Here is a 24,022-nt window from a genome sequence, read left to right on the forward strand (position 1 = left end):
GACCGGAACCGACACTGCGCCAAAAACCTTTACCATCGATCATGAGGATGTGGTGTCGTACCACTGGGATGTGTTGGTGTCACATTGGGCCGATGTAAGGGAATTTAAGGTGTATTATCATGGAAGATCATTAGGTTTATCACCGAGTCCATCATGGTTCCGGATACGATGTCCCAAACGGTCGTCCTCGGCGTGATCGGCTCTGACGCTCACGTCGTTGGCATCACCATCTTGGAGCAGGCTCTCAGTGCAGCTGGATTCGACGTCGTCAACCTCGGCGTCCAGACCTCTCAGGAGGAGTACGCCGAGGCCGCCGTAGAATACGACGCCCAGGCTGTACTGGTCTCCTCGCTCTACGGCCACGCCGAGCAAGACTGTCAGGGATTCCACGAGGTCCTCGAGGATGCAGGCGTCGAGGCGGTCACCTACATCGGCGGGAACCTCGCCGTTGGCCAGGACGACTGGGCCGAGACCCGACGCACGTTCGAGGAACTCGGATTCGATCGCGTCTTCGACTCCGAGACCGACCCCGAAGACGCCATCGCAGCACTCCGGGCCGACCTCGACATCACATCGACCGAGTCGGAGCGAGCGACGATCAGTTCCTAGATGTGGATTCGTAACTAGATGATACGAGACGAACGTATACCATCCGACGAGCTACGGCGTATCGACGAGGAGATCAGGTCCAACTGGGAGACTGGGGCGGACGTCGACTTCGAGGAAGCCATCGAGTACCACGAGTCGCTGCCCGAGCACAAGCGATTCGCGGACGTCCTCGAGTCGGCGGACAAACCCCTCTTGCAGCCACGAGCCGGCGTCCCCCGACTCGACGACCAGATCGAACTGCTCGAGTACCTCCACCGTGAGGGCAAGGCGGACCTCCTGCCGACGACCATCGACTCCTACACGCGTGACAACGAGTACGAGAAGGCCCAGCAGGGCCTCGAGAAGGCCCGTGAAACGGGCGACGACACCCTGAACGGCTTCCCGGCCGTCAACCACGGGGTCGAGGGCTGTCGGAAGCTCATCGACGCGATCGACGCGCCGATCGAAGTTCGCCACGGCACCCCCGACGCCCGCCTGCTCGCCGCGATCACCTTCGCCGGCGGGTTCCAGAGCTTCGAGGGCGGCCCGATCTCCTACAACATCCCCTACACCAAGCGCCACGGACTCGAGGAGACGATCGAGCGCTGGCAGTTCGTCGACCGGCTCGCAGGTGCCTACACCGAACGGGGGATCCGGATCAACCGCGAGCCGTTCGGCCCGCTCACGGGGACGCTCGTGCCTCCGTCGATCGCCATCGCCGTGATGCTGGTCGAGGGGAAACTCGCCGCCACGCAGGGTGTGCGATCGATCACGCTCGGCTACGGTCAGGTCGGCAACGTCGTCCAGGACGTCGCGGCGCTGAACGCGCTGAAGAAACTGGGCAACGAGTACCTGCCCGACGAGGTCGTCGTCACCACCGTCTTCCACGAGTGGATGGGTGGATTCCCACCGGACGAGGCTCGCGCCAACGGCGTGATCAGCCTCGGCGGCATGACCGCCGCTATCGCTCGACCGGACAAGGTCATCACCAAGTCACCCCAGGAGTTCCAGGGCGTCCCGACCAAGGAGGCAAACGCCTCCGGGCTCCGAACCACCCGGCAGGTCATCGACATGGCCATCGAACAGAAGATCGACATCGACGGCATCGAAGAGGAACAGGACCTCATCGAGCGCGAAACGCGCTGTCTGATGGACACGATCTTCGAACACGGCGACGGCGACGTCGTCCAGGGGACGCTCAAGGCCTTCGAATCCGGTGCACTCGACGTCCCCTTCGCACCCAGCGACAGCGCGAAAGGCGCTGTGCTCCCTGCTCGAGACGACGACGGCCGCGTCCGAATCTTCGAGTGGGCCGACCTCGAGATGGACGACGAGATCAAAGAGATCCACAAGGCGCGACTCTCACAGCGTGCGGATACCGAGGGTCGCGAGCAGTCGTTCCGGATGGTTGCAGACGACGTCGACGCGATCAGCGACGGAAAACTCATCGGTCGCCCACAGGGAGGTGCCTGAGATGGAGATTACTGGAATTTACGCCACGCCCGGCTTCTCCGGGTTCTACTTCGACGACCAGCGCGCGATCAAGCAGGGAGCCGAGCAGGATGGCTTCACCTACGAGGGCGACCCCGTCACCGACGGCTTCGACGAGATCCGTCAGGCCGGCGAATCGATCGTCGTCGAGGTCGAGCTCGCCGACGGCACCGTCCACCGCGGGGACTGTGCCGCAGTCCAGTACTCTGGTGCAGGCGGGCGTGACCCGCTGTTCACCGCCGAGGAATACGTGCCCGTGATCGAAGGCCCCGTCGCCGACGAACTCGTCGGCCGCGACGCGACGACGTTCCTCGCGAACGCAGACGCCCTCGAGGAGATGGACGTCGACGGGACCCGCCTGCACACTGCGATCCGCTACGGCGTCTCCCAGGCGCTGCTGGCCGCTTCGGCCCACGCCGAGGGGACGACGATGACCGACGTGATGGCCGACGCACTCGGCACCGAACCGGCGACCGAACCCGTCCCGGTGTTCGGCCAGTCCGGCGACGACCGCTACGTCAACGCCGAGAAGATGTTCATCAAGGGCGTTCCCGTCCTCCCACACGCGCTCATCAACAGCGTCGAGAAGATCGGTGAAGACGGCGAAACGCTGGTCGAGTACGTGGAGTGGCTCACCGACCGCTCACAGGAACTCGGACCCGACGGCTACGAGCCACGATTCCACATCGACGTCTACGGCATGATCGGCGAGATCTTCGGTGCGCCGTACGACCGCGAGGAAGTGGTCGACTACTTCGCCGCACTCGAGGAGGCCGCCGCGCCGTTCTCGATTCAGATCGAGGGACCGATGGACGTCGGCAACCGCGAGGACCAGATTGCGGCGATGGTCGAGCTGCGCGAGGGGCTGGCCGACGCCGGCGTGAACGTCGACATCGTCGCCGACGAGTGGTGTAACACCTTCGAGGACGTGCAGGCGTTCGTCGACGCCGAAGCCGCAGACCTCGTGCAGGTGAAGACGCCCGACCTCGGCGGCATCCACCGCAGCGGGCAGGCAGTCCGCTACTGCGAGGGGACCGACACCCGCGCGTACCTCGGTGGCACCTGCAACGAGACGGACGCCTCCGCACGGGCCTGCGCGCACGTCGCACTCGCGACCAGCGCCGCACAGGTGCTCGCCAAGCCCGGCATGGGCTTCGACGAGGGTTACATGATCGTCGAAAACGAGATGCGCCGAACCGTCGCGCGACGAGCGCGCGAACAGCAGCTATCCGACACCGACGAAATTACCGCAGATGACTGACTGGACCGATCCCGACACGTTCGCACAGGCACTCGAGTGCGTCGAGACGAAAGAGAAGGGCAACTGCTTCGAGGACTTCGAGGAGGGGGACGTCATCGAACACGACCCCGGGCTGACCCTCACGAAGTTCGGCAACGAACAGTGGATGAGCCAGACGCTCAACCACGACCCGGCCTACTGGCGGCCCGACGTCGCCGCCGACCGCGGCTTCGACGAACCGCCGATCCACCCCGACTACCTCACCGCCGCGACGCTCGGCATCACCGTCGAGGACCTGAGCGAGAAGGGTGGGTACTTCCTCGGCCGGACCGACGTCCGCTTCGCGAAAGACGCCGTCTACCCGGGCACCGACATGTACGTCGAGAGCGAGGTCGTCAACACCGCCTCCTCGAGTTCCCGTCCACAGTACGGCATCGTCTCCTGGCGCACCCGCGCGAAGGACCTCGAGACCGACGACCTCCTGCTGTCCTACGAGCGGACGAACATGATTCCGCGGCGGGAACCGCTCGAAACGGACGGCGGATCTGCAGCCACCGAGGAGGAAAGCGACGACGGCAGCCTCCCCGAAACGTTCGTCACTCCCGACGGTGGCTACTTCGAGGACTTCGTCGCCGCACTCGAGGCCGCCGAATCCGAGAACGCAGCGGTCGCCTACCGCCACGAACGCGGCCGTACCCAGGACGACGTCACGGTCGCCCAGTTGCCGCTCGCGACGCTCAACACCGCCAAACAGCACCACAACGTCGACGTGATGGCCGACTCTCCCTCGGGCGACATCGTCACCTACGGCGACGTCACCCGTTCGACCGCACTGGGCCACGCCCGCTCGGACGAACGGACCTGGCGCGAGGTCGGCTTCGACGACGAATCGTTCCACACGTTCGTCACCCCCGGCGACACTGTCTACGCGTTCACGCGCGTGCTCGAGGCAGACGACGAGGCCTCGAGCGACGAGGCCGGAACCGTCCGCTTCCAGCACATCGCGTTCAACCAGGACGACACTCCGGTCTACTCGGGGACACGAATCGCGGAGATTCGAAAGCGTTCTAACTAACACGATCGAACGTGACAAACGACTGCTGAACCACAGGCAGCCACCGACATCAGACTTCACCAGACCATACAGATGACAGACGACACCGACATCCGACTCTGCCGAACCTTCCAGACCGCACCGGCCGCCGTTCCCAAAGACGACTCGGCGAAGTACCTCCGCTCGGGCCTCGAGGCCGAGGGCTTTCAGGCACCCGACTGGCTCGTCCCCGACATGGAAGACGGGACTGCCCCGGACATGAAAGACGAAGGGCTCGAGAACACGATCGAACTGGTCCCCCAGTCCGACTTCCCCGGTGAGATCTGGCCCCGCGTCGAGTGGAGCTACGAGGACGAGTCGTTCCGCGAGCGCGGTCGCGAGCAGATCGACCGCCTCGTCGGCGAGATCGGCGACGAGATCGACGGCGTCGTCATCCCCAAGGTCGGCCGCCTCGCCGACGTCAAACGCGCCGCCGAAGCGGTTGCCGAAGCCGAGGCCGAACACGGCCAGCCCGACGGCTCGATCGGCATGTCGATCATCGTCGAGACCGGTCGTGCGCGGTCTGACCTGCGTGACATCGCCAAATTCGGCGCGGACTCACGGCTCACCGCACTCGTCTTCGGTCCTGTCGACTACGCCGCCGAACTCGGCGCTCGCGACCTCGGTGACGGCCGCCCACGCTGGGACGGCCTGCTCGAGCGTCTCTCGAACGAGGCCAGCGCCGGTGACCTGCTCTCGATCGGCGGCCCGTTCGACGACCTGTTCAAGGAACGCGCCGGGCTGACCTACTACAACGCCGATGCCTACGCCGACCAGGTCGAACACGAAGCTCACCTCGGGCTGGACGGCTCCTGGTCACTGTACCCCAAACAGACGATCCAGGCGAACACCGTCCACATGCCCACGCCCGAGGAGTTAGAGCGCGACGTGAGCAAGATCGAGCGCTTCAACGAGGCCAAGCGCGAGGGCACCGGCGCCGTCACGCTCGACGGCCAGATGGTCGACGAAGCGACGTTCAAGGTCTTCCGCAACACCATCCTGCAGGTTCGGGCCATCGACGAGACGCGGCCCCAACAGACCGAGGAGTACTACGACGCCGACTTGCTCGAGCGCGCTCGCGACCTCGAACTGTCCTATCGGTAAGTCGCCGCGGATCGACCGGCTCGCGTCCGTTTTCTATCGGACAGTAACCGCGAGTCAGGAATCGGTACCTCGCGGATCCCTCTCGGGAGACGGCCACGCTCGAGTGTCGAGGACACGTCGTTGCAGCCTCGAGTACGCGAAGGAGACGGTGTTCTGGGTAGACAGCAGTAAAACAATAGTGGACGTCGAACGAATTGAAATCTATGGCGTTTACCACCGACGAGGAACCGAAGAGCGATCACGTGTTTATCGTAGAGATGGGGGCGCTCCTGTTACTGCCGCCGATCGTACTGGGGCTGGGTCTCGCTGCGGTAAGCGGCGTGGAAAACTTTCTGCCGGGGTTCGGGATCGGGGCAATCGTCGGCGTGGGTGCCGCTAAACTCAGGAACGAAATTCGCGGTGCCCGCACCGGATCGTAGGCTTACGGCGACAGCCGGGTCGCTGTTGCGCGACGCGCAGCGTGCTCCCGGTTTCGCTACCGAGCGGATCCGGTTTCCGCATCTACAGGCGGAGCAGGCCGAGTGCCTCGGGGCTAGACCCCGAGGGTGAAGGCCGTAAGCCTCGCTAAACGTGTTCCGTTCGCACGATATACTGCTCAATCGTATCGGTCGAAACATCCCCTGCCGTCCCAACGTAGTACGATCCCTCCCAGAACCCACCGCTCCACAGATACTCCTCTAAGAACGGTTCGTGCTGTTCCCACATCTCCCGCGTCGTGATGCTCTTGACCGTTCGCACAATCTCGCTCGGTGCGTGCTTCGGGTGGGCTGACAGGAACAGGTGTACGTGGTCGGGGGAGATGTGGAGTCGTTCGAGAGACTTCGTCTCTCGTGATCACGAAAATCTTCGATTTTCGGACGACGACAATATCTCATACCCGTACTCGTCACACACGTCGCGGAAACTCGCTTCCAGCGACTCCTCGATTGGTTCGAGAATCGCGTGGCGGTACTAAGCGGGATCTTCGATCCCGCGAGGTACGCAAAGCTTCGCTTTGCTTGACTTCGGACACCACACGAAGTGGTAGTTGACGTTGTACACCGTGTGGTTCGACCGCTTCTCGCCCACACCTACCAATACAACGACCAATCAGAAGTGTTCTTTGAGTTGACTCATAGACTACCTCCAGTAAACTTTTAAGCGCGGAGGAACAAGGGGTAGACGTGACGAAGCAACTCAAGGTATCCGACACCGTGTACGACAACCTTGACGAACTCAAGGACGAGGAGGGGCACACGAGTTTCGACAGCGTACTCCGCACGCTCCTCCTTCACTACCGTCACGTCCAACCCAACGACCAAGAATGACCAACGAACAGGTTCTCGTCAAAACACTGGACTTCCAACTCGACATCCAGAGTGACAACGAGGGCCTGTTGTACGACGCCTCACTTGAAGCCCGACGAGTGTACAACGAAACCATCCGTCTCGCCAAGCAAGGCGTGGACTGGGACGACATCCCCGACCGAGTAGCCGACGACGCCGACCTCGTGAAGAACACGACTCAGCGCGTCGTTGCCAAAGCACTTGGCGCGATGGAGAACTACTACGAGTACGACGATTTCGGACTCCCGAGTCACACCAAGGACGGTGCGTACCCGCTTCGTGCGAACTACGAGGAAGGGTACAACCTGTCGCTCACTGACGACGGTGACGTGTCGTTCCGCATCAGCGCGAAGCCCTACAAGCACGTCAAGGGTGTTCTCGAAGGCGACGACGCCCACCTCGACGTTCTCAAAACCGCACTCGAAAGCGACGAGTGGAAGATTGGAACGGCGGAAGCTCTGTTCCACAACGACAACGCTGAGTTGCACGTCAACGTCACCAACACCGAGCAGACCGTCCGAGACAAGCAGGACTCACGAACGGTCGTCGGTGTGGACGTGAACGAGGACAACGTAGCGTTGACCGCGCTCTCCAAGGGTGGCGTCGAGGACACGTTGGTTATCGACTTTCCCGAAATCAAGTTCGAGCGCCACCGCTACTTCACGATGCGGAAGCGCGTGCAAAACGCGGGGAAGCAGAGTATGCACGACACGCTAGAAGGACGTGAGGAACGGTTCGTCCGCGACAGACTCCACAAGGTGAGTCGTCACATCGTGGAGTGGAGCCGTCAGTTCGAGAAACCGTGTATCGTCTTTGAAGACCTCAAAGAGATGCGCGACAGTATCGACTACGGCACGCGGATGAACCGACGCTTGCACCACCTCCCGTTCCGCTTCCTTCAGTTCTATACGTCGTACAAGGCGTCGTTCGGAGGGATTCCGACTGGCTGGATTGACCCGTACAAGACGAGTCAACGGTGTCCGCTGTGCGGCCACGCCGAGCGAGCGAACCGCAACAAGAAGCGGTTCAAGTGTCGGTCGTGTGGGCATCAAGACCACAGCGACCGTGGTGCAAGCGTCAACATCGCCGTGAAAGGCATCGAGAAGCATCAGGACTGGAATGTGCCTGCTCTCAACAGCCTTCCTCAAGTGCGGAAGGTGCGACGGCAGGCATCGGGGGCCGTGGACGCCCCGACCGTGACCCACGACGCCGTTCGAGGCTATCAGACCGATGGTATCGTGGGAGTGTCCGATTAAACCACGGGAAGCCTCGGGGCTTGACCCCGAGGCGGTTCACCGGAGATACCGATCGAATCGTCGGCCGCGTTCGATTGCCGAGAAAAATAATTGATAAGGGTACCGGACTGTCACAGAGTTTGAGAGGGACGAATGTTATAATGTTGATCTGATAGCTATTCAGTTTTTGTATGTCCAATCAGAACGATAGGATTTCGCGCCGGAACGTACTACGAAAGAGCGTGATAGGGGCTGGTCTCGGCACCGTCGGTCTTGCACAGACGGCTGCCGCCTGGGAGGACACCGATCCGACAGAGATCAGAGACGTGCGAAAATCGGACGAGGTGCAGGCGATTCTCGACGAATTGGATTACAACGGTTCGATCGCCGCAAACGCGGTCGAAAAGCGAGTGGACAGCGATCTCCCGGCCGAAGAGGACGTAGCGATCACTACGTACCGAGCCGAACTCGACGCCGGGACGCTCTATTACGTCGCGCTCGAAACCCCCATCGCGATCTTCAATTTCGATCGGGACGGAGCGGAACTTTCGAAGAGAGCACGGCAGCGAATCGACGAGCGATTCCACGGGCTGCCGACCGATTCGAACGTGAGTATCCACGCTCGCGACGGAACCGTCTCGGTCCGTCGAACGGCGACGGAAGCCGAGCGGGAACGAGTCCTCTCTAAGATATCGAGCGACGAGCACGATAACGCGGTAGTAGTCGCCGAGTCCGGCCTCGACGGGTTCGTCGTCAACCTCGTCTACGCTGACGACGGCGAAGTCGAGTCCGTAGGCGTGTACACCGCAGTTCCGGAGACCGACGTCGCCCTCGAGACGGAGGCGCTCGACGAAGAGATCGATCTCACGGTCGAGTTCGTCGAAACGACGACGCTCGAGGACGAAATCCTTCCGCAAATGAACGGCTGTGGAGGGATTTGCTTAGACTGTGCGGAGTCGATCATTTTCGAGATACTCGGGCGCTGTCGATGGTGTACGTCGGTTTGTTACGTCGGAATGACGCCCCAGGGAGCGGTCGGGTGTATCGGATGCGTACTCCTCTTCTGTTCGTCGTTGTTGACGACGACGAACTGTGCGTTGTGCGCAGATTGCATCGATTGAGCGCGATACCAAAGCCCGGGGACGTTCCCACCACCATAGCGGTGAGGATGGGGTTTGAACCACGGTCGGAGCGAACTCCTCGCTGGTTCAACTTCCACCGTCTCGTCTTCTCGCTCGCGATACGTCTCGCTCAGATCGTCGTGTGGTGCTCGTGAGAAGACGGTGGGGAGGGGATTCGAACCCCTGAGGCTTGACAGCCACCTGCTCTCAAGGCAGGCGCGTTAGGCCGCTTCGCTACCCCACCTCACCTCTCCCTACCCCGCCGTCTCAAAAAGGGTTATCGGTCTCGAGTCACCGACGCTCGACCGTCCCACCGCCACCGATCGACAGCCCAAGCTCGTCGACGACCGCCGCCGTCGCTTCTCCACCCGGCCGAGCAGCCACCTGTCGGGCCTCGAGCGTGGCGATCGTCGCACACAGCCCCGACTCGGTGGCGATCGTCGGGACGGACTGGGCGAGGCCCAACTGCAGGCCCGCTTTCTCGGCCCGATTGGCGAGCGTCTGGAGTTCCCGCTCCGGTCGTGCGTAGGCGTCCGTGAAATCGACCGGCTCGGTAAACCCCGCGAGGTAGGTCCGCCCGCCAGCCGAGGGTCCGAGGACGACGTCGTACCGACGTAGACTCATCGCCGCGCTGTCGATCTCGGTGCGACCGACCAGCGACGCGGTCGGGTCGAGGACGGCGACGCTATCGGCACCCTCACGCTCGAGGAGGTGGGTGACCGTGTTGCCGATCCGGGCTGACCGACTCGAGCCGACCTGGCGTTCGAAGCGGATCGGCCTGTCATCGTCGTTTTCGCCCTCGCCCTCGAGATCGAAACCCAGAGCGTCTTCGACCAGCGTGCAGACCGCTGCTTTCGCATTCGTGTTCGATTTCCCGTCGTCGTCTGCTTCCTCGTCGTTCGCGTCGGGGAGCGTCTCTTCGTCGCGGTAGTTGACGAGGAGGTCGCCACCGCTTGCGACGGCGGCGGCGCAGACGTCCTTCACGGCCCCCTCGTAGAGCCGGACTGCATCGCCGGGTGTGAGGCGCGTCTCTTCGACGAGCGAGGGACAGACCAGTCCAGCACGGGGCGGATCGACCGGAACGACGACGATCATAGCGCAAGCTGGGGGACCACGACTCTTGAACGCGATGCTTCGGGGACCGCTGCCGGTACCGTCGAACGGTCGTCGGAACCCCATCGAAACGCGCATGAATTATAGTGTCCCACTGCGACGCCTGAAATATGGATGGACGAACCCTCTCGAGTATCGGCCTCGTCGGCAGCGCGATCGTCGTCGTGACCGTGCTGTTCGGGATCTACGGTTTCATCACGCTGCTCGATGCACCGAGTGAACTGCTCGCACCGGCGATCGGTACCCTCGTGGTAACGATCCTCGTCGTCGGTGCGCTGGCCACGCTCGGGTCGCGGTCCAAGCGCTGGCGAGAAAATCCCTACTGGTAACCGGTGTCGCTCTTCGGTCGCATTTTCACCACCGCAGTCGAAACCGCTCACCGACCGCGTCGTCCCTTCGTCTGCCGATAGTCACTCGCCATCAGCGACGCGAACGCCTCGAGCCACGCCTGCGTCTGCTCGTCGGTCTGTGCCCGCGGGTCGATCATCGGTACGAGTTCGAACCCTCGACCCCTGATCCGCTCGCCGTGGACGTCCGGCAACTCGAGTTCAGTGACCGGTCTCGTCGTGTACGTTCGGCCCAGTTCGGCGAGCGCCCGCTCGCCGACGGGGATCAGGATCTCCGGATTGAGCATTCGAATTTCGGCCTCGAGGAAGGGGTCGCAGGCGTCGACCTCCTCGTCGGTTGGCGGTCGCTCCGGGTGGCGACACCGCGTGAGCATCGTCACGTAGACGTTCTCGAGTTCGGGCCGCTCCGGCGGTGTGGTCGCGTCACAGAGTGCCAGCCGCTCGAGGAGTCGTCGAAGCGTGGTTCCCGCGTCCGTCTCTCCCCCATCCGACGACTGCGGCTCCGCGAGTGGAACCCCCACCTCGTCGGCCCCACGACTCGGTCGCTCCACGACGACGCAAAAGTCCGCCGTCACGTCGCCGTAGCCGTGGACGACCTGCGTGCGCGTCTCACAGAGTGCCGGACAGTTTCGACACTCTTCGTCCATCCCGTACGGATTCGACCGGGTAGGCTGACTCGAGTCCACACGCGAATCTGGTCGGGGACGATCAAAAGGAGTCGGTCCTGCAACGTGGCAGTGTCCGTCGTTACCGCTCCGGGGACACACTCTGTCGGTGGACGATTCCCGTGTTGTTGGCGACGTTCTCCGTAATCTCCCTGAACGCCTCGCCCGTGTCGACGTCTGCGAGGACGACCGGTTTTCCATCGTCGCCGCCCTCCCGCACGGCCGGGTCGAGCGGGACCGAGCCGAGGAACGGCAACTCGTGGGTCTCGGCGAACTCCTCGCCGCCGCCAGTGTCGAAGATGTCGTGGTGACTGCCACAGTCTGGACAGGCGAACGTCGACATGTTCTCGACGATGCCGAGGACGACCGTCTCGTGAGTCGCGAACATCTCGAGTCCCTTTCGGGCGTCGTCGAGTGCGACGTCCTGTGGGGTCGTAACGACGACGGCACCCGTCACGGGCATCGTCTGGAGCATCGTCAACTGGGTGTCACCGGTCCCCGGCGGCAGGTCGACGACGAGGTAATCCAGGTGCCCCCACTCGACGTCCTCGGTCAACTGCGTGATAACCTTGTGGACCATCGGGCCGCGCCAGATGACCGGATCGTCCTTGCCCGTGAGGAATGCCATGCTCATCAGCTTCACGCCGTACTTCTCCGGCGGCACGAGCGTCTCGTCTTCGGTCGCGCCCGGCGGCTCGTCGGCGTCGACCATCCGCGGGACGTTCGGCCCGTAGACGTCGGCGTCGAACAGCCCGACGCGCGCACCGAGTTGAGAAAGCCCTGCCGCGAGGTTGACCGCGACCGTCGACTTACCGACGCCACCTTTGCCCGACGCGACGGCGATGACGTTCTTGACGTTCGGCAACACCTGATCTTCTCCCGGCAGATCGTCGCGATCCGGAATGCTCGCCGTGAGGTCGGCTTCGAGGCCTGCTGCCTCGAGTTTACGACGGACTGCCGCGGCGATGTCGGACTCCGTTGGCGAGTACGGTGCCCCGAGTGCGAGGTCGACGCGGGCCGTCTCGTCGTCGACCGCGAGCTCGTTGATCAATCCGAGCGAGACGATGTCGTCACCGAGCTCCGGATCTTCGACCTCCCGAAGACGGTCTCGAACCGCGTTTTCATCCATGGTTACAGGGTACTGTCGGGCGTCGAAAAGGGTTGTGTTCGATTCACACCGCCTCATCTCAGCCACCACTCCCGACTCAGGCCTGAAAGTCGAACCGCGGCCCGCCGTAGGTCGGCGGATCGGGCTCGAGTTCGACACCCTGTTCGTAGCGAACGAAGTTCAGGTAATACGGACGGCCACAGCCCTCGATTTCGTTTCCATCGAGATCGGTGACGGGGTCGTCTTCGCCACACAGAAAGGCGATTCCGTCGGCGTCCTCGAGATCGTCGTCGCCCGGCCGGGCGTACTCCCAGCCAGCCTGCTGACGGGTCGTGACGGATCGGTCAGCGAGGTCCGGCGTGCGCTCGACGCTCGTGACGGCACCGCAGTGCGGGCAGGTGTAGCGTACGGTGACGGTTGCGGTGTCCTCGTCGGTCATCGCCCGTCCTAGGGTGGCGACGATCAAAAGTCCGGTCCCGAACGGGAAACTCGACGACCCGATCACCACCCTGCGGTCAGTCTCGCCTCGAGAACCTCGCAGCGAGCAGTGCCAGCGCCAGCGTGATCGCACCGACGGTAATCTGGACTCCGTACCCGGGGATACCGTCGGCCGGTTCGACTGCTGCCTCGAACGCGACAGTGTCGGAGTCGTCCGCATCGAGGCCCATCGACTGCGCGTCGGCGACCTCGTCATCGATCAGACGCTCGAGTTCGGTCTCGTCGGTGCCACGATCGCTGGTCGACGGCCCAGCACAGGACGGTGCTGGGGCTCAGGCGTAGGCGTCGAACTCCTTTCCGAAGACGAAGAAGTAGGCCGTCCCGACGATGCCGATCACTGCGGCGACGGTGAAGGCGAGTTCGGGGGTAGCGAACTCCCAGAGGGCACCGCCGAGGGCGGCACTGGGAATAACGATCGTGTTCCTGATGAGGTAGTACGCACCCGCCACGCGCCCGCCGGTATCGCGTTCTGCCGGGCCGACGATCAGCGCCTTGTGCGAGGGGAGGCCGGCGAACCGGAGTCCGGAGAACGCGAAGAGGGCGGCGACCACCAGCGCGCTCGTGGGTGCGTAGATCAGCAATACCGGGAAGATGGCGTAGACGGCGAAGCCGAGGCCGACGACGGGTTTCAGGCCGACGGACTCGGCTACCTTGGCGGCCGGGGCCATCACGAGCAAGGCGACGAGCATCTCGAGGCCGAGCAGGAGGCCGAAGAAGACTTCGGGGCTGAGGTAGATCCCGAAGAGGGTTGCGTCGACCTCGAGGTGGCGGGTAACGACGATGACGAAGAAGATGTAGACCATACCGTTGGCGAAGCGCACGAGGGTATCACCGACGAGTAATGGACGGAGTTCCGGCGGGAGGTCTCGCAGGTCGTCGAGGACTTGCCCGACGCCCTCGAACTCCTTGCCGATGGTGTCCTCGCTGGCGTCGTAGAGGACGTGCTGGGCGACGGTCGCGAACGCGCCGAAGACGACGGCGACGACGAGCACGAACAGGAAGCCGGGGAGGACGTCGCCGCCGCCGACGTAGAGCAAGCCAGCGGCGATCAGCGGGCCGACGAGGAAGGCCGTCCGCCGGAAGGTCTCGGTGCTCGCGAACCCGCGGGCGAGCCTCGAGGGGGGGACGCTCTGTTTGACGATGGCGTAGGTGGCTCCCAGTCCGAAGGACTTCCAGCCCTGTGCCAGCACGAGACCGACGAAGATCCAGATCCAGGGTTCGACGGCGACGGGGCCGAGATTGATCGTGCCAACGAGTGGGGCGACCAGCCAGACCAGAAAGCCGAGCGTCGAGACGAATCCGAACAGTGTGAGGGCGACCCGCGAACCGATGCGATCGGAGAGTGCACCGCCGGGGTAGGGGTAGAGCGCGCTGATCACGTTGCCGAAGGTGCCGTAGAGCCCGATGACGAACGTACTCGCCCCGAGGACGGCCATGTACTCGGGGAGGTACCGGCTGGTCATCTGGAACCCGAGACTGAAGGCGAACATCGCGACCGAGAGGACGAGGACGTCCCGTTGCAGGGAGAAGAACTGGCGGAACGGGTCGAGCGCGTCGGGCGTTTCTCCCTCGGTTGCCATACGGCCGCCTATTCGTCGAGGATCAATAAGGCTCCGTACCGTCTCGGAGCCAGTCGCTCGAGCGAGTGCCACTCACTCGAGGGACCTCAGCCGTTGGCGTCGGTCACCGTCACCGAGACCGTCCGCGTCCGCGGGCCATCGCACTCGAGCAGGAAGACCGACTGCCAGGTGCCGAGTGCGAGGTCGCCGTTTCTGATCGGGACGGTCACGTCCGGGCCGAATAGCGCCGCGCGGAGGTGTGAATCGGCGTTGCCGTCGAGTTCGTCGTGGGCGTGGCCCTCGTCGGGGACGAGGTCGCCGAGAAACGTCTCGACGTCGTCGCGCAGTCGCGGTTCGTTTTCCTGGACGACGAGCGCGGCCGTCGTGTGCGTGACGAACGCCGTCGCGAGTCCCGACTCACAGCCGTCGGGGACGGCGGCTTCGACCTGTGCGGTCACGTCGACGGTCGTCAGCCGTGCGTCGGTGTCGACGGTGAACTCCATACTGACCAGTCGTGTCCCAGCGGCCCGTGCGTTTCGGTTGCACGCCGTTGTCTGGCGGCCAGTGGTGTCTCAGTCACCACACCCGTGACTCAGGGGTCAGAACGCAGGACTCGGGACTCAGCGCTCGAGGTGCTCGAGAACGGCCGCTGCCCGCTCCCTGACGCTCGCGTTCGGATCGTCGGTCGCGAGGTCTGTGAGTCGCTCTCGCATCGACTCGAGGCTCGTTTCCGTCTCCGTCGCGAGGTGTTCGAGGATCCTCGCGCCGGCGGCTCTGGCGGCCGGATCGTCGCTCTCGAGGGCGACCGCGGCCGCGTCGACGTGATCTGTGAGGGCCGTCGGGCGATCGCCTGCGACGGCCTCGAGCGCCCGGACGAGCGCGGGCGTGGCGTCGTCGGTCGGGTTCTCGAGGACGAACGCTACGATTTCGTCGACCGACGGTGCGACGTCGGCTGGCGAGTACGCAGCTAGCGTCGCGAGACAATCGGCGATTTCCGTGTGACACTCGAGGTCGTCGGCGAGCAACGAGCGAAGTTTCGGCACGGTCGGCAGGCAGGCGTCGGGTGCGTCCTCGACGTGAGCGACGACGTCGGCGACGGCTGCCCGTCGCTCGCTCGCCACCTCGCTGTCGAGCCGGGCCAGTATCGACGGCAGGTCGACTGACGACCCTCCCTGCTTCCCGACGGCATTTCCCCCATCCATCTCGTCCGATCCATGAGACAAGATAGAGAAAAGTCTTCCGACTGTTTAGTTCACGACTGCTGACGAGTAATCGGGATCGTCGGAGGGCGACGAGGCCGGGCCCGACGTGGCCACCGCTCGAGGTGCGAGGACTCAGTCGAAGATCCGAACGGGTGATGGGGAGCGTCCCGAGCGTCAGGCCAGCCACTCCTCCGGTTTCGTGTCGTAGTCGACGTCGTCGGCTGCGAGGTGTTCGACGTCGCTCCACGGGACGTCTTCCATCGTCACTTCCTCGCCGTCGTATCGGATGAGCTTCCCGCGTTCTTCGGGTTCTGGCTCGCGGTTGCGCCGCCGTGCGACTTCGACGTCGTGTTCGTTGACCTCCTTGACGATCGTCAGGAGGTTCACCGGTCGGCCCCAGAGTTCGAAGATCCGCTTCAGGGTCTCTCGAGCCTGCCCGAGGTCGAGCATGACGCCGTTGTACTGGTGGCCGAGCAGGAGTTCGTTGGCGTTGTTGTAGTTGCCGTCGTAGACCGCAATTGTCGGTTTCCCGAAGTTGGTGAACTGCAACAGCAGCTTCTTCTTGACGTCTTCGGCGGCGTCGCTCGCGACGTGGAACTGGCCGGTGGCCTTCGAGTGCTCGTAGGTGAAGTAGTTGTTCTCGGTGATGAACTCCTCCGTGAGGAACTCGTCTAAGAAGGTCACGTCGTTGTGGCTCTCCCGGACGTCGTAGAGGCGATCCCAGCCCGCGGTGAACTCGACGTCAGCGAGCGCTTCCTCGACGCTCTCGTAGCGGGCGTCGTCGAAGAGGTACCGGCCGATCCGCTCGAGATCCTGCTGGCTCACCCGGGAGAGGAACCCACGGTTGTGTCGCTTGACCAGCGAGTAGTGCCGGCGTGCCAGTCCCTCGTCGGTCAGCACCTTCCACGGGTACTTCGCGAGGTCAATTTCGCCGTCGCGGGCGGCCTCGAGCGCCTCCTGATCGACCCAGTCGTCGGGAACGTCCTCGAGTTCGTCGAACGAGTCGGCGTCGATCGAGGCGATGGCTTCCGGCGGCTCGAGCTGGGCGAGGACGTCCTCGAAGTCGACGACCTCGGTGAGGTTGCGCCAGGAGATGCCCTCGACGCGGAGCAAGCGTTCGAGGACTTCACGGCGGTTCGTCGTGTTCTCGACGTACTCCCAGAGTTCCATCCCGAGGCTGTAGGGGTTGAGGCCGCCAGAGCCGAGTACCTTCGCCATGTGGTCGGCGTAGTTCAGGAACTCGTCGTCGCCGGCGAAGCGCTCGTCGGTCATCATCGTCGACTCCCAGTAACTTGCCCATCCCTCGTTCATCACCTTGGTCATCTTCTGGGCGGCGAAGTAGTAGGCCTCCGCGCGCATCATGTCGAGGACGTCCCGTTGCCAGGGTTCCATCTCGACGGCACGCTCGGACTCGCCGTCGTACTGTTTGCCGTGTTCGCGCAGGAACGCCAGCACGTCTTTCTGGGGCTCCTCGGGGAAGGTGACCTGCTCGTCTCCCTCCTCGAGTTTCTCGAGCCACTCCTCGTCGAACACCTCGCCTTTGATCTCCTCGGAGAGGTCGAGTTCGTCGAGTTGTTCCGCGAGGTCGGCGTCGATCGCGTCGACGGGGCCGTCGACCTCGAGTCGACGCTCGAACACCCGGTGCTGGTCGATGTTGTCCTCTAAGCTGAGGCAGTGGTCGATCCACTTTTCGACCTCGGCGCGGTCGATGTCGGGGTCGCGCATGTAGCGGTCGATCGCCCGGGCGTGGCGCTCGAGCATGGCCGCGGCGTTTACCTGCGCTTCGTCCGCCTGACCGCTCGTGAACAGACCGAACCACTCGTTTTTCGCGAAGAAGTCGGAGTGGGCTTCGACGTGCGTGATGACGGCCTTCTGGTCGGCGACCGTGTTCGACTCCTGGAGGAACGCGTGAGCGGGGTTGTCGTTGTTGACGATTTCGAAGGCCTTCCCGCCGGTGTAGCGGCCCTGTTTCTGCTGGCGGTCGTACTGCATTCCCCACCGCCAGTGGGGGTACCGCGACTGGAACCCGCCGTAGGCGATGAGTTCGTTCATCTCGTCGTAGTCGACGATCCAGTACTTTACCGGGTACGGTTCGAGACCGAGTTTCTGTGCCAGGTTTCTGGCCTCCGTGACCGGTTCCTCGAGGTCGCCGGCGATGGCTTGCTTTCGGTACCTGTCTGCGTTGGTCGTTGGCTTACTCATTAGTCTCACTCTCGGTCGAGAGAATCTCGTAGATCGCGTCGGTGACGTCGGCTTCGCCGTTGACGTAGGCCACCGCGACGTCTTCGGAATCGGGGCCGAAGTGACGCTCTAACTCCTCAGCGTGGGTCGCGTTGATCGCGTTCCCGCTTGGCTGGGTCTCGACGTAGGCGTGGAGGTTGGCGTCGATCTCTTCCATCATGGGGATGACGCGCTCTTCGGTGTCGTTGCTCGAGTTCTCGGAGTCGCCCGCGGCGAAGACGTAGCGGTTCCACTCGCTCCAGGGGTACTCCTCCAGCAATTCGGCGGCGAGTTCGTACGCACTCGAGATCTTGGTGCCACCGCCGCTTCTGATGCCGAAGAAGTTCTCGCGCTCGACCTCCCAGGCGTCGGCGTCGTGGGCGATGTAGACGAACTCGGCGTTGTCGTACTTGCCCTGGAGGTACCAGTCCAGCGGCGTGAACGTGCGCTCGACGAGTTCGCGTTTCTTCTCGCGCATCGAGCCGGAGACGTCCCGGATGTTGACGACGACGACGTTCTTCTCTTTCTCCTCGATGATCTCGGGATAGCGGTAGCGTTCGTCCTCACGGCGGAACGGGACGTGTTTGATCCCCTCGCGGCGGATCTGTTGCTGGACGCTCTGGCGGTCGACGTTGTCCTCGACTTCTTCGATCGAGGACCACGTGCCGCGTTCGTCGGCGACCTCGTCGTGGGCCTCTTCGATCCAGGCCATCGAGACGGGCAGGTTCTCGCCGCGGGCCCACTCGAAGACGTCGCGGGGGGTGATCCCCTCGACCTTGCAGACCTCACGGACGAAGTCCTCGTCGAAGTCCATCGCGAGTTTGCGCTTGAGTCCCTCTTTGAACATCCGCTCGAAGTCGAGGGTGCTGTCCGGGCCGGTTCGCGTCAGGTCGGTGAACGGTCCTTCGGTCTCCTCGACGACCGTCTTCCCCTTGGGTTCCAGGTCGAGACCCAGTTCCTCGTCGAGTTCCTGAGCGAACTCCTCGGGGTCCATCTCGTAGTACTCGTGTTCGCCGCCTTCCTCGCCGGGTTCACCATCCTCGCCGTCGCCGTCGCCCGGCTGGGGCTGTGGCTGGCCGACCGGCTGCCCGACGTCCGGCGTGTCGCCGTCGCCCTGCCCGACGCCGCCCTTGTCGCGCTGGTCGTACTCGAACTCCGGAAGCGAGACGATCTTGACAGGGATCTGGATCTGGTTCGGCCGTCCGCCGCCCAGGTCGCCGTACTGAATGAAATCAGCCAGGTCCTCGCGTCGTTTCTCGCCCACTTCGCGGAATCGCTCGAGGTCGTCTCTCAGTCCCATGTGTTCTCACCCCCGACGTTCCGGGGTTGGGTCGATGTCGTGTTCATCGTCAGTCCCATCGGTAGCTCACCTGTCCCATGACGTGTCTGCTGGTCAGTTCGGCCGACGCCTCGCTGTAGTCGAACTCCTCGACCATCGTCTCGAGTGTCGCCTCCTTGACGCTCTCTGTCTCGGTCCCGCTCGGCGGGTCGTCCCACTGCCGGGGGTCGACGTCCTCGAACGTTCGCCTGACGTCCTCCCAGTCGTGGCTCTCGAGGACGGCCTTGATCACCGGGATCGCCGTCAGGTCGACGTCTTCGACCGAGAAGTCCTCGTCGCGGTGTTCCCACGCGTGGCGATTCAGGGAGGTGATCACCTTCTCCCGGCGGAAGTTTCGGACGCTCTCGTGTGGGTGATTCCCCTCGTAGTCGTCTTCGCCGAACCGGCCGAGGTGTTCGACCTCGAAGAGCTTCATCTTCAGCGGGTCGGGTTCGACGCGTTCGCCGCGGTCGTTGTACAGCGGTTCGTCGGTCTCCCAGGCGTAGACGTGTTCGACGTACTCTGCGACGGTCTCCTCGTCGACGCGTTTGTCGTGCATGATCGCCTCGATGACGTCGGCTTCCTGCCGGTCGTAGACGTAGTTCTTGACCGGGACGACCCGGTTTTCGAACTCGGAGCGCTCGCCGGTCGAGAACACCGGTGCAGTCGAGAGCCCCTCGGCCATCGCGTTCAGGACGTCCCGGGGCATGACGACGTCCTCGACGGGCAGGTCGGCGTGGTGGCGGTCGAGGTCCGTCTGGACCAGTTCCGCGAGCGCGTCCCGCGTGTAGGTGACCGGAATGCCGTGGTCGCCGTCGTCTCCGTCGTCGTCGAAGTCGAACGCCTCCTTCTCGAGTCGGTTGTCGCCTTCCTGCAGATAGCCCTGATCGTAGATCAGCGCCTTGTCGACGAGGTCGAGCCCGTTGGGCAGGTCGGTCTCGTCGAGCCGCGTGACGACCGCGTAGAGTGCCGCGGCCTCGATGGCGTGGGGGGCGAACTCTCGCGTTCGGGTCTCGCCGTCCTGCCCCCTGATCGTCACGGACACCGGTTCCCGAATCCGTGACTCGAGTTCGTCGTAGGTATCTGCCTCCCAGACCTCGGTCTCGTTTGTCAACTCCCGACGGATGAGTTCACACTCGAGGCTCAGGTTGGTGAGGTAGCCGAACTGGTGTTTGTCCAGCCGGCGTTTGAGCGCCTTCAGCGGGTCCGTGCCGTTGCGATCGGCGTGCTGGTTGAGCTGGGCCTCGAGGTCGGGGTTCGAGATGATCAGTAACTGGGTGTCGACGTCCATCCCGATGCCTTTGTCCAGTTTTACCGACTGCTCGTCGGGGACGTTCAGCAGTTTCTGCAGGAGGTCTGCGTGCTGGGCGGCGTCTTCGACGATGGTGAGGACGCCGTTGCCCTGCGAGAGGACGCCGTCGTAGCTGAACGCCTGTGGGTTCTTGCGCCCGCGCGAATCCAGTTCCTGGAGCATGCCGTGCATCCACGACCCGACGAGCCGTTCCTTGGGGCGGCCGTCGTCCTCGCTGTGGAGAACGCCGACGCCTTGGCCCACGTCGACGACGTAGTTCTTCACGCGCAGGTGGTCCTCGTCGATGATCGCCGAGAACAGTTCGTCTTCGCCGGCCCGGCGGTATCGTTCCTCTAAGTATTCGTAGGCCTCCCGGGAGAACGGGTCGAGGTCGGTGTCGACCCGGACGGGGACGTGATCCTCGAGGTCCGCGTTCAGGTCCTCGAGAATGCGTTCGCGGACCTCCTCGGGGAAGACCGACAGCGGGTGGACCTGCACGGGACTCTCGTACCAGTGCTGTTCGTCGGCCGCGGTGGGGTCGCCGCCGTAGCTCAGGCCGCGTTCGCCGGCGGTGGCGGTCGTGACGTTCCACTCGACGGTGTAGCGCCGACCAGCGGGGGTCTTCGAGTACTCCCGGAGGCCGTTGACCAGACACCGTTTGAGTTCGGATTTCCCGGTGGCGGTGGGGCCTTCGAACCAGATGATCTTCTCGTCTTTCGCTCGCCCGGCCGCGATCGACCGGAGGTCGTCGACGAACCGATTCAGCACCTCGGTGTTGCCGAGAATGGCGTGTTCGCCACCGTTGTGCGGATCGTCGAAGAATCGGTAGCGTTCTTTCTCCTCGCCTTCTTCGACCACCGTTCGCGTGCCGGCGGCCTCGATCGCCTCGAGTAAGTACTTCGAGGCGTGGGAGGCGATCGTCGGGTTTGCGAAGAGCCGGTCGACGTAGGTCGAGACGTCCATCGGCTCCTCGTACGTCTCCTCGAGCGTGCGATCGGCCGCGGAGACGTAGTCTCTGTCTGTCATATCAGGTGTCGATCTCTGCTTTGGCGACCTCCGCGCCGGCGAACTCGAGGACTTCCTTGGCTCCCTCCTCGGAGTAGCCCTGTTCGATCAGGGCGTCGATCCACGCCGAGCGCTCGTCGTCGTCGAACTCCTGGGCGCTGACCAGCGCGGAGAAGTTGATGTTGTGTTTCTTGTCCTCCCAGAGTTTGCGCTCTAACGCGCGGCGCAGGCGCTCGTTGTCCTGCGGGTTGAACGCCTCGCCTTCGCGGGCGCGCCGGGAGACCCAGTTCGAGACTTCCTGGCGGAAGTCGTCCTTGCGGTCCTCGGGGACGTCGAGTTTCTCCTCGACGCTGCGCAGGAACGTCTCGTCCGGTTCCTGCTCGCGCCCGGTCAACTCGTCTTCGATCGTGTCGTCGTCGATGTAGGCCATCACGTGGTCCATGTACTTCTCGCCCTGACGCTGGATCTCGTCGACGTCGTAGGCCAGCGCGTGACGGACGTCCTCGATGGCGCGCTCGCGGTACTCCTCGCGCACGGTCTCGAGGTAGCGGTAGTACTTCTCGAAGTTGTCCTCCGGAATGGAGCCGTGGTGCTCTAAGTTCTCCTCGAAGAAGTTGAACACCGTCAGCGGCGAGAGGAATCCACGCGAGCGGTGCTTGCTGTCCATGATCGCCTCGGCGATCTCGTCGCCGATGAATCGTGGGGAGATGCCGACCATCCCCTCGCCGATTTCGGCCTTCTGGGCGGCTTCCTCGCGGAGTTTCTTCACGTCGACGTCGTCGCCCTCGTCGATCTCGCCGTTGTAGGCTTTCGCCTTCGAGAGGAGGTCGACCGTCTCCGCGTCGGGTTCTTCGATGCGGGTGAGGACGCCGAACAGGCCCGCCATCTCTAAGGTGTGGGGCTCGACGTTGATGTCGGGAACGTCGGCGTTGGAGAGCATCTTGTCGTAGATGCTGGCCTCGTCTTCGTAGCTGAGGACGTACGGGAAGTCGATTCGCTTCGTCCTGTCGTTGAACGCCTCCATCTTCTCGTCGCCTTTCTTGTCCTTGTACTCGGGCATGTTCGTCCGCCCGACGATCACCTGGTCGATGTCGATCCGGGGGTTGTTCTTGGGCTTGATGGTCTGCTCCTGAGTGGCGTGGAGGAAGTCGTAGAGGAACTCTCGCTGGAGTTTGAGCAGTTCCTCCCCGGAGAAGATGCCACGGTTGGCGTTACAGAACGCTCCCGAGTAGTCGAACGCGCGCGGATCGGACTCGCCGTAGATGGCGATCTTCGAGTAGTTGACGTCGCCCGTCAACTCGGTTTCGTCCTGATTCTTCTTGTCTTTCGGCTCGAAGGTCTCGATCCCCTGACGCTTGTTCTCGTCGGCGATGAAGCGGACGATCTCGACGTGATTCTCTAGGACCTGCTGGAGGTCGTCGTCGTAGTACGCCAGCAGTTTGTCCATGTAGAACTCGCTTTCGGGGTCGAGTGCCTGCTCGTTCTGGATGGTGTAGGGCGCATCGAGGCGCTCGTTCAGATCCTCGATCACCCGCTGGCGCTGCTCGAGCGGCAACAGGACGAGCGGATCCTGATTCATCGGCGACCGGACGACGTCGTCTGCGGGATCCTGGTCTTTGATGACGTCACAGAGGTTCGTCCACCGGAAGGTGTACATCCGCCCCTCCTCGCGGAGCGTGTAATCCTCGAAGTAGTTCCGAACCTGTTTGTCGAAGTGAGACTTCCCGGACCCGACCGGACCGAGCAGCAATTTGATACGGCGTTCCGGCCCGAGTCGACGGGCACCTGATTTCACCTTGTTGACGAACTCGTGGATCGACTGGTGAATCACCTTCCCGTAGAAGGTGTTCTCGCCGTCGTGGAGGGGATCTTCGCTCGCGAGTCGGTACTCGACGACTCCTTCTGTCTCGTCGTAGGTGGTCCCGTAGTAGTCGAACATGTCCGCGACGCGCTGGTGAGCGTTGCGGGCGACTTTCGGGTCCTCGTAGACCTCCTCTAGGTACCAGTCGAACGACTTGGTTTCCCGCAGGTCCGCGGGCATCGATTCCTTGTATGCCGTACTGAGCTTCTCGAGCGTCTCGATGTCACCGGTCATGGTTTGGAGTGTGGTGCCCCCGTAGTCGGTCGTCGGTTTCCGCTCGTCGGACGTCGGCTGCGGGAAGCGCCGTAGCGACGAGCCACGCCACTCCGAGAGCCCGGGGAGCCGGACGCGAGCGGCGAGCGGTCTCCCGTCGGCTGGTGGGCGGTCCGCAGCGACCCCCAGTTTGGGCGGCAGCGAACGATCGTGTCATGTGTGAACTATCACCACTCATCGGTGTGCGAGCCTCGCGTCGACGAACTCGCACGACCTGCACCGGGGACGGGCGCTGAGTGGATCGGTCCGGCGAACGGATACCGATAGTATTTAATGAGTGAGTAATCCAGCTACTTAACCTTGGCCCCAAAAGGTATTTACCAGAATCTATTTTCAGGCAAAACGTGCCTGAATCGTATCCTGTC

Annotated in this window: 22 protein-coding genes, 1 tRNA gene and 1 pseudogene; 10 read left to right on the forward strand and 14 right to left on the reverse strand. The window is 63.3% G+C overall.

From position 1 onward, the window contains the following. Nucleotides 1-153 precede the first annotated feature (153 nt). From glmS to B1756_RS12010, 6 genes are all read left to right on the forward strand, one after another. Complete coding sequence (glmS, locus tag B1756_RS11985; RefSeq protein WP_086888750.1) at nucleotides 154-609, forward strand: methylaspartate mutase subunit S; 456 nt, start codon at nucleotides 154-156, stop codon at nucleotides 607-609. Nucleotides 610-627: 18 nt separating this feature from the next. Next, nucleotides 628-2,061, forward strand: coding sequence for a methylaspartate mutase subunit E (locus B1756_RS11990; RefSeq protein ID WP_086888751.1), 1,434 nt, complete (start codon nucleotides 628-630; stop codon nucleotides 2,059-2,061). 1 nt (nucleotide 2,062) lies between these two features. Further along, nucleotides 2,063-3,340 (forward strand): methylaspartate ammonia-lyase, encoded by a 1,278-nt coding sequence (locus B1756_RS11995; protein WP_086888752.1) that lies wholly within the window; start codon nucleotides 2,063-2,065, stop codon nucleotides 3,338-3,340. Beyond that, entirely contained in the window at nucleotides 3,333-4,394 is a 1,062-nt protein-coding gene (gene mch, locus B1756_RS12000; RefSeq protein WP_086888753.1) for a 2-methylfumaryl-CoA hydratase, read from the forward strand. The genes B1756_RS11995 and mch overlap by 8 nt, the downstream gene beginning before the upstream one ends. Nucleotides 4,395-4,466: 72 nt before the next feature. Continuing rightward, on the forward strand, nucleotides 4,467-5,516 hold the full coding sequence (gene citE, locus B1756_RS12005; protein ID WP_086888754.1) for an L-malyl-CoA/beta-methylmalyl-CoA lyase: 1,050 nt from the start codon (nucleotides 4,467-4,469) through the stop codon (nucleotides 5,514-5,516). A 203-nt stretch (nucleotides 5,517-5,719) separates the two neighbouring features. Continuing rightward, entirely contained in the window at nucleotides 5,720-5,935 is a 216-nt protein-coding gene (locus B1756_RS12010; protein WP_086888755.1) for a hypothetical protein, read from the forward strand. Between the two features lie 145 nt (nucleotides 5,936-6,080). Here B1756_RS12010 and tnpA read toward each other — a convergent pair. Next, a pseudogene (gene tnpA, locus B1756_RS12015) lies at nucleotides 6,081-6,584 on the reverse strand (IS200/IS605 family transposase). A 95-nt stretch (nucleotides 6,585-6,679) separates the two neighbouring features. Here tnpA and B1756_RS19665 point away from each other — a divergent pair. From B1756_RS19665 to B1756_RS12025, 3 genes are all read left to right on the forward strand, one after another. Next, nucleotides 6,680-6,823, forward strand: a complete 144-nt coding sequence (locus tag B1756_RS19665) for a hypothetical protein (RefSeq protein ID WP_186336457.1) — start codon at nucleotides 6,680-6,682, stop codon at nucleotides 6,821-6,823. Beyond that, nucleotides 6,820-8,097, forward strand: a complete 1,278-nt coding sequence (locus B1756_RS12020) for an RNA-guided endonuclease InsQ/TnpB family protein (RefSeq protein ID WP_086888756.1) — start codon at nucleotides 6,820-6,822, stop codon at nucleotides 8,095-8,097. The genes B1756_RS19665 and B1756_RS12020 overlap by 4 nt, the downstream gene beginning before the upstream one ends. Nucleotides 8,098-8,318: 221 nt before the next feature. Next, complete coding sequence (locus tag B1756_RS12025; RefSeq protein ID WP_086888757.1) at nucleotides 8,319-9,197, forward strand: hypothetical protein; 879 nt, start codon at nucleotides 8,319-8,321, stop codon at nucleotides 9,195-9,197. Nucleotides 9,198-9,357: 160 nt separating this feature from the next. Here B1756_RS12025 and B1756_RS12030 read toward each other — a convergent pair. Further along, nucleotides 9,358-9,441, reverse strand: a tRNA-Ser gene (locus B1756_RS12030). 47 nt (nucleotides 9,442-9,488) lie between these two features. After that, nucleotides 9,489-10,292 (reverse strand): hypothetical protein, encoded by an 804-nt coding sequence (locus B1756_RS12035; RefSeq protein ID WP_086888758.1) that lies wholly within the window; start codon nucleotides 10,290-10,292, stop codon nucleotides 9,489-9,491. Between the two features lie 128 nt (nucleotides 10,293-10,420). Here B1756_RS12035 and B1756_RS12040 point away from each other — a divergent pair, with 128 nt between their 5' ends. Then, nucleotides 10,421-10,639 (forward strand): hypothetical protein, encoded by a 219-nt coding sequence (locus B1756_RS12040; RefSeq protein WP_086888759.1) that lies wholly within the window; start codon nucleotides 10,421-10,423, stop codon nucleotides 10,637-10,639. Between the two features lie 47 nt (nucleotides 10,640-10,686). On the opposite strand, the gene B1756_RS12045 is transcribed toward B1756_RS12040, so the two are convergent. The 11 genes from B1756_RS12045 to B1756_RS12090 all read right to left on the reverse strand — a co-directional run bounded on the left by B1756_RS12045 (nucleotide 10,687) and on the right by B1756_RS12090 (nucleotide 23,618). Then, nucleotides 10,687-11,304 (reverse strand): uracil-DNA glycosylase, encoded by a 618-nt coding sequence (locus B1756_RS12045; RefSeq protein ID WP_086888760.1) that lies wholly within the window; start codon nucleotides 11,302-11,304, stop codon nucleotides 10,687-10,689. A gap of 100 nt (nucleotides 11,305-11,404) precedes the next feature. After that, nucleotides 11,405-12,451 (reverse strand): Mrp/NBP35 family ATP-binding protein, encoded by a 1,047-nt coding sequence (locus B1756_RS12050; protein WP_086888761.1) that lies wholly within the window; start codon nucleotides 12,449-12,451, stop codon nucleotides 11,405-11,407. 76 nt (nucleotides 12,452-12,527) lie between these two features. Continuing rightward, nucleotides 12,528-12,869, reverse strand: a complete 342-nt coding sequence (locus B1756_RS12055) for a DUF7969 family protein (protein WP_086888762.1) — start codon at nucleotides 12,867-12,869, stop codon at nucleotides 12,528-12,530. 76 nt (nucleotides 12,870-12,945) lie between these two features. Continuing rightward, a complete protein-coding gene (locus B1756_RS19430) occupies nucleotides 12,946-13,098 on the reverse strand; it encodes a hypothetical protein (RefSeq protein WP_161493180.1) in 153 nt (50 codons plus the stop codon). Between the two features lie 102 nt (nucleotides 13,099-13,200). Continuing rightward, entirely contained in the window at nucleotides 13,201-14,508 is a 1,308-nt protein-coding gene (locus B1756_RS12060; RefSeq protein WP_086888763.1) for an MFS transporter, read from the reverse strand. A gap of 86 nt (nucleotides 14,509-14,594) precedes the next feature. Beyond that, on the reverse strand, nucleotides 14,595-14,990 hold the full coding sequence (locus B1756_RS12065; RefSeq protein ID WP_086888764.1) for a secondary thiamine-phosphate synthase enzyme YjbQ: 396 nt from the start codon (nucleotides 14,988-14,990) through the stop codon (nucleotides 14,595-14,597). 117 nt (nucleotides 14,991-15,107) lie between these two features. Beyond that, on the reverse strand, nucleotides 15,108-15,689 hold the full coding sequence (locus B1756_RS12070; protein WP_086888765.1) for a hypothetical protein: 582 nt from the start codon (nucleotides 15,687-15,689) through the stop codon (nucleotides 15,108-15,110). Between the two features lie 174 nt (nucleotides 15,690-15,863). Continuing rightward, on the reverse strand, nucleotides 15,864-17,891 hold the full coding sequence (locus tag B1756_RS12075; protein WP_086888766.1) for a SpoVR family protein: 2,028 nt from the start codon (nucleotides 17,889-17,891) through the stop codon (nucleotides 15,864-15,866). Continuing rightward, nucleotides 17,884-19,209, reverse strand: a complete 1,326-nt coding sequence (locus B1756_RS12080) for a YeaH/YhbH family protein (protein WP_086888767.1) — start codon at nucleotides 19,207-19,209, stop codon at nucleotides 17,884-17,886. The genes B1756_RS12075 and B1756_RS12080 overlap by 8 nt, the downstream gene beginning before the upstream one ends. Before the next feature lie 49 nt (nucleotides 19,210-19,258). Beyond that, the gene (locus tag B1756_RS12085) at nucleotides 19,259-21,544 is read right to left on the reverse strand and encodes a PrkA family serine protein kinase (RefSeq protein WP_086888768.1); all 2,286 of its coding nucleotides are present in this window, start codon (nucleotides 21,542-21,544) and stop codon (nucleotides 19,259-19,261) included. A 1-nt stretch (nucleotide 21,545) separates the two neighbouring features. Continuing rightward, nucleotides 21,546-23,618 (reverse strand): PrkA family serine protein kinase, encoded by a 2,073-nt coding sequence (locus tag B1756_RS12090; RefSeq protein WP_086888769.1) that lies wholly within the window; start codon nucleotides 23,616-23,618, stop codon nucleotides 21,546-21,548. Between the last annotated feature and the right edge of the window lie 404 nt (nucleotides 23,619-24,022).

The organism is Natrarchaeobaculum aegyptiacum, assembly GCF_002156705.1.
Taxonomy (GTDB): Archaea; Halobacteriota; Halobacteria; order Halobacteriales; family Natrialbaceae; genus Natrarchaeobaculum; species Natrarchaeobaculum aegyptiacum.

Bases quoted from the DNA above. Each gene is read 5' to 3' on its own strand.
- B1756_RS12085 (WP_086888768.1), bottom strand. From the start codon at position 21,544: ATGACAGACAGAGACTACGTCTCCGCGGCCGATCGCACGCTCGAGGAG.
- B1756_RS12060 (WP_086888763.1), bottom strand. From the start codon at position 14,508: ATGGCAACCGAGGGAGAAACGCCCGACGCGCTCGACCCGTTCCGCCAG.
- B1756_RS12045 (WP_086888760.1), bottom strand. From the start codon at position 11,304: ATGGACGAAGAGTGTCGAAACTGTCCGGCACTCTGTGAGACGCGCACG.
- mch (WP_086888753.1), top strand. From the start codon at position 3,333: ATGACTGACTGGACCGATCCCGACACGTTCGCACAGGCACTCGAGTGC.
- B1756_RS19430 (WP_161493180.1), bottom strand. From the start codon at position 13,098: ATGGGCCTCGATGCGGACGACTCCGACACTGTCGCGTTCGAGGCAGCA.
- B1756_RS12020 (WP_086888756.1), top strand. From the start codon at position 6,820: ATGACCAACGAACAGGTTCTCGTCAAAACACTGGACTTCCAACTCGAC.
- B1756_RS12065 (WP_086888764.1), bottom strand. From the start codon at position 14,990: ATGGAGTTCACCGTCGACACCGACGCACGGCTGACGACCGTCGACGTG.
- glmS (WP_086888750.1), top strand. From the start codon at position 154: ATGGTTCCGGATACGATGTCCCAAACGGTCGTCCTCGGCGTGATCGGC.
- B1756_RS12055 (WP_086888762.1), bottom strand. From the start codon at position 12,869: ATGACCGACGAGGACACCGCAACCGTCACCGTACGCTACACCTGCCCG.
- B1756_RS12075 (WP_086888766.1), bottom strand. From the start codon at position 17,891: ATGAGTAAGCCAACGACCAACGCAGACAGGTACCGAAAGCAAGCCATC.
- B1756_RS12080 (WP_086888767.1), bottom strand. From the start codon at position 19,209: ATGGGACTGAGAGACGACCTCGAGCGATTCCGCGAAGTGGGCGAGAAA.
- B1756_RS12050 (WP_086888761.1), bottom strand. From the start codon at position 12,451: ATGGATGAAAACGCGGTTCGAGACCGTCTTCGGGAGGTCGAAGATCCG.
- B1756_RS11995 (WP_086888752.1), top strand. From the start codon at position 2,063: ATGGAGATTACTGGAATTTACGCCACGCCCGGCTTCTCCGGGTTCTAC.
- B1756_RS12070 (WP_086888765.1), bottom strand. From the start codon at position 15,689: ATGGATGGGGGAAATGCCGTCGGGAAGCAGGGAGGGTCGTCAGTCGAC.
- B1756_RS12090 (WP_086888769.1), bottom strand. From the start codon at position 23,618: ATGACCGGTGACATCGAGACGCTCGAGAAGCTCAGTACGGCATACAAG.
- B1756_RS12035 (WP_086888758.1), bottom strand. From the start codon at position 10,292: ATGATCGTCGTCGTTCCGGTCGATCCGCCCCGTGCTGGACTGGTCTGT.
- citE (WP_086888754.1), top strand. From the start codon at position 4,467: ATGACAGACGACACCGACATCCGACTCTGCCGAACCTTCCAGACCGCA.
- B1756_RS12040 (WP_086888759.1), top strand. From the start codon at position 10,421: ATGGATGGACGAACCCTCTCGAGTATCGGCCTCGTCGGCAGCGCGATC.
- B1756_RS12010 (WP_086888755.1), top strand. From the start codon at position 5,720: ATGGCGTTTACCACCGACGAGGAACCGAAGAGCGATCACGTGTTTATC.
- B1756_RS11990 (WP_086888751.1), top strand. From the start codon at position 628: ATGATACGAGACGAACGTATACCATCCGACGAGCTACGGCGTATCGAC.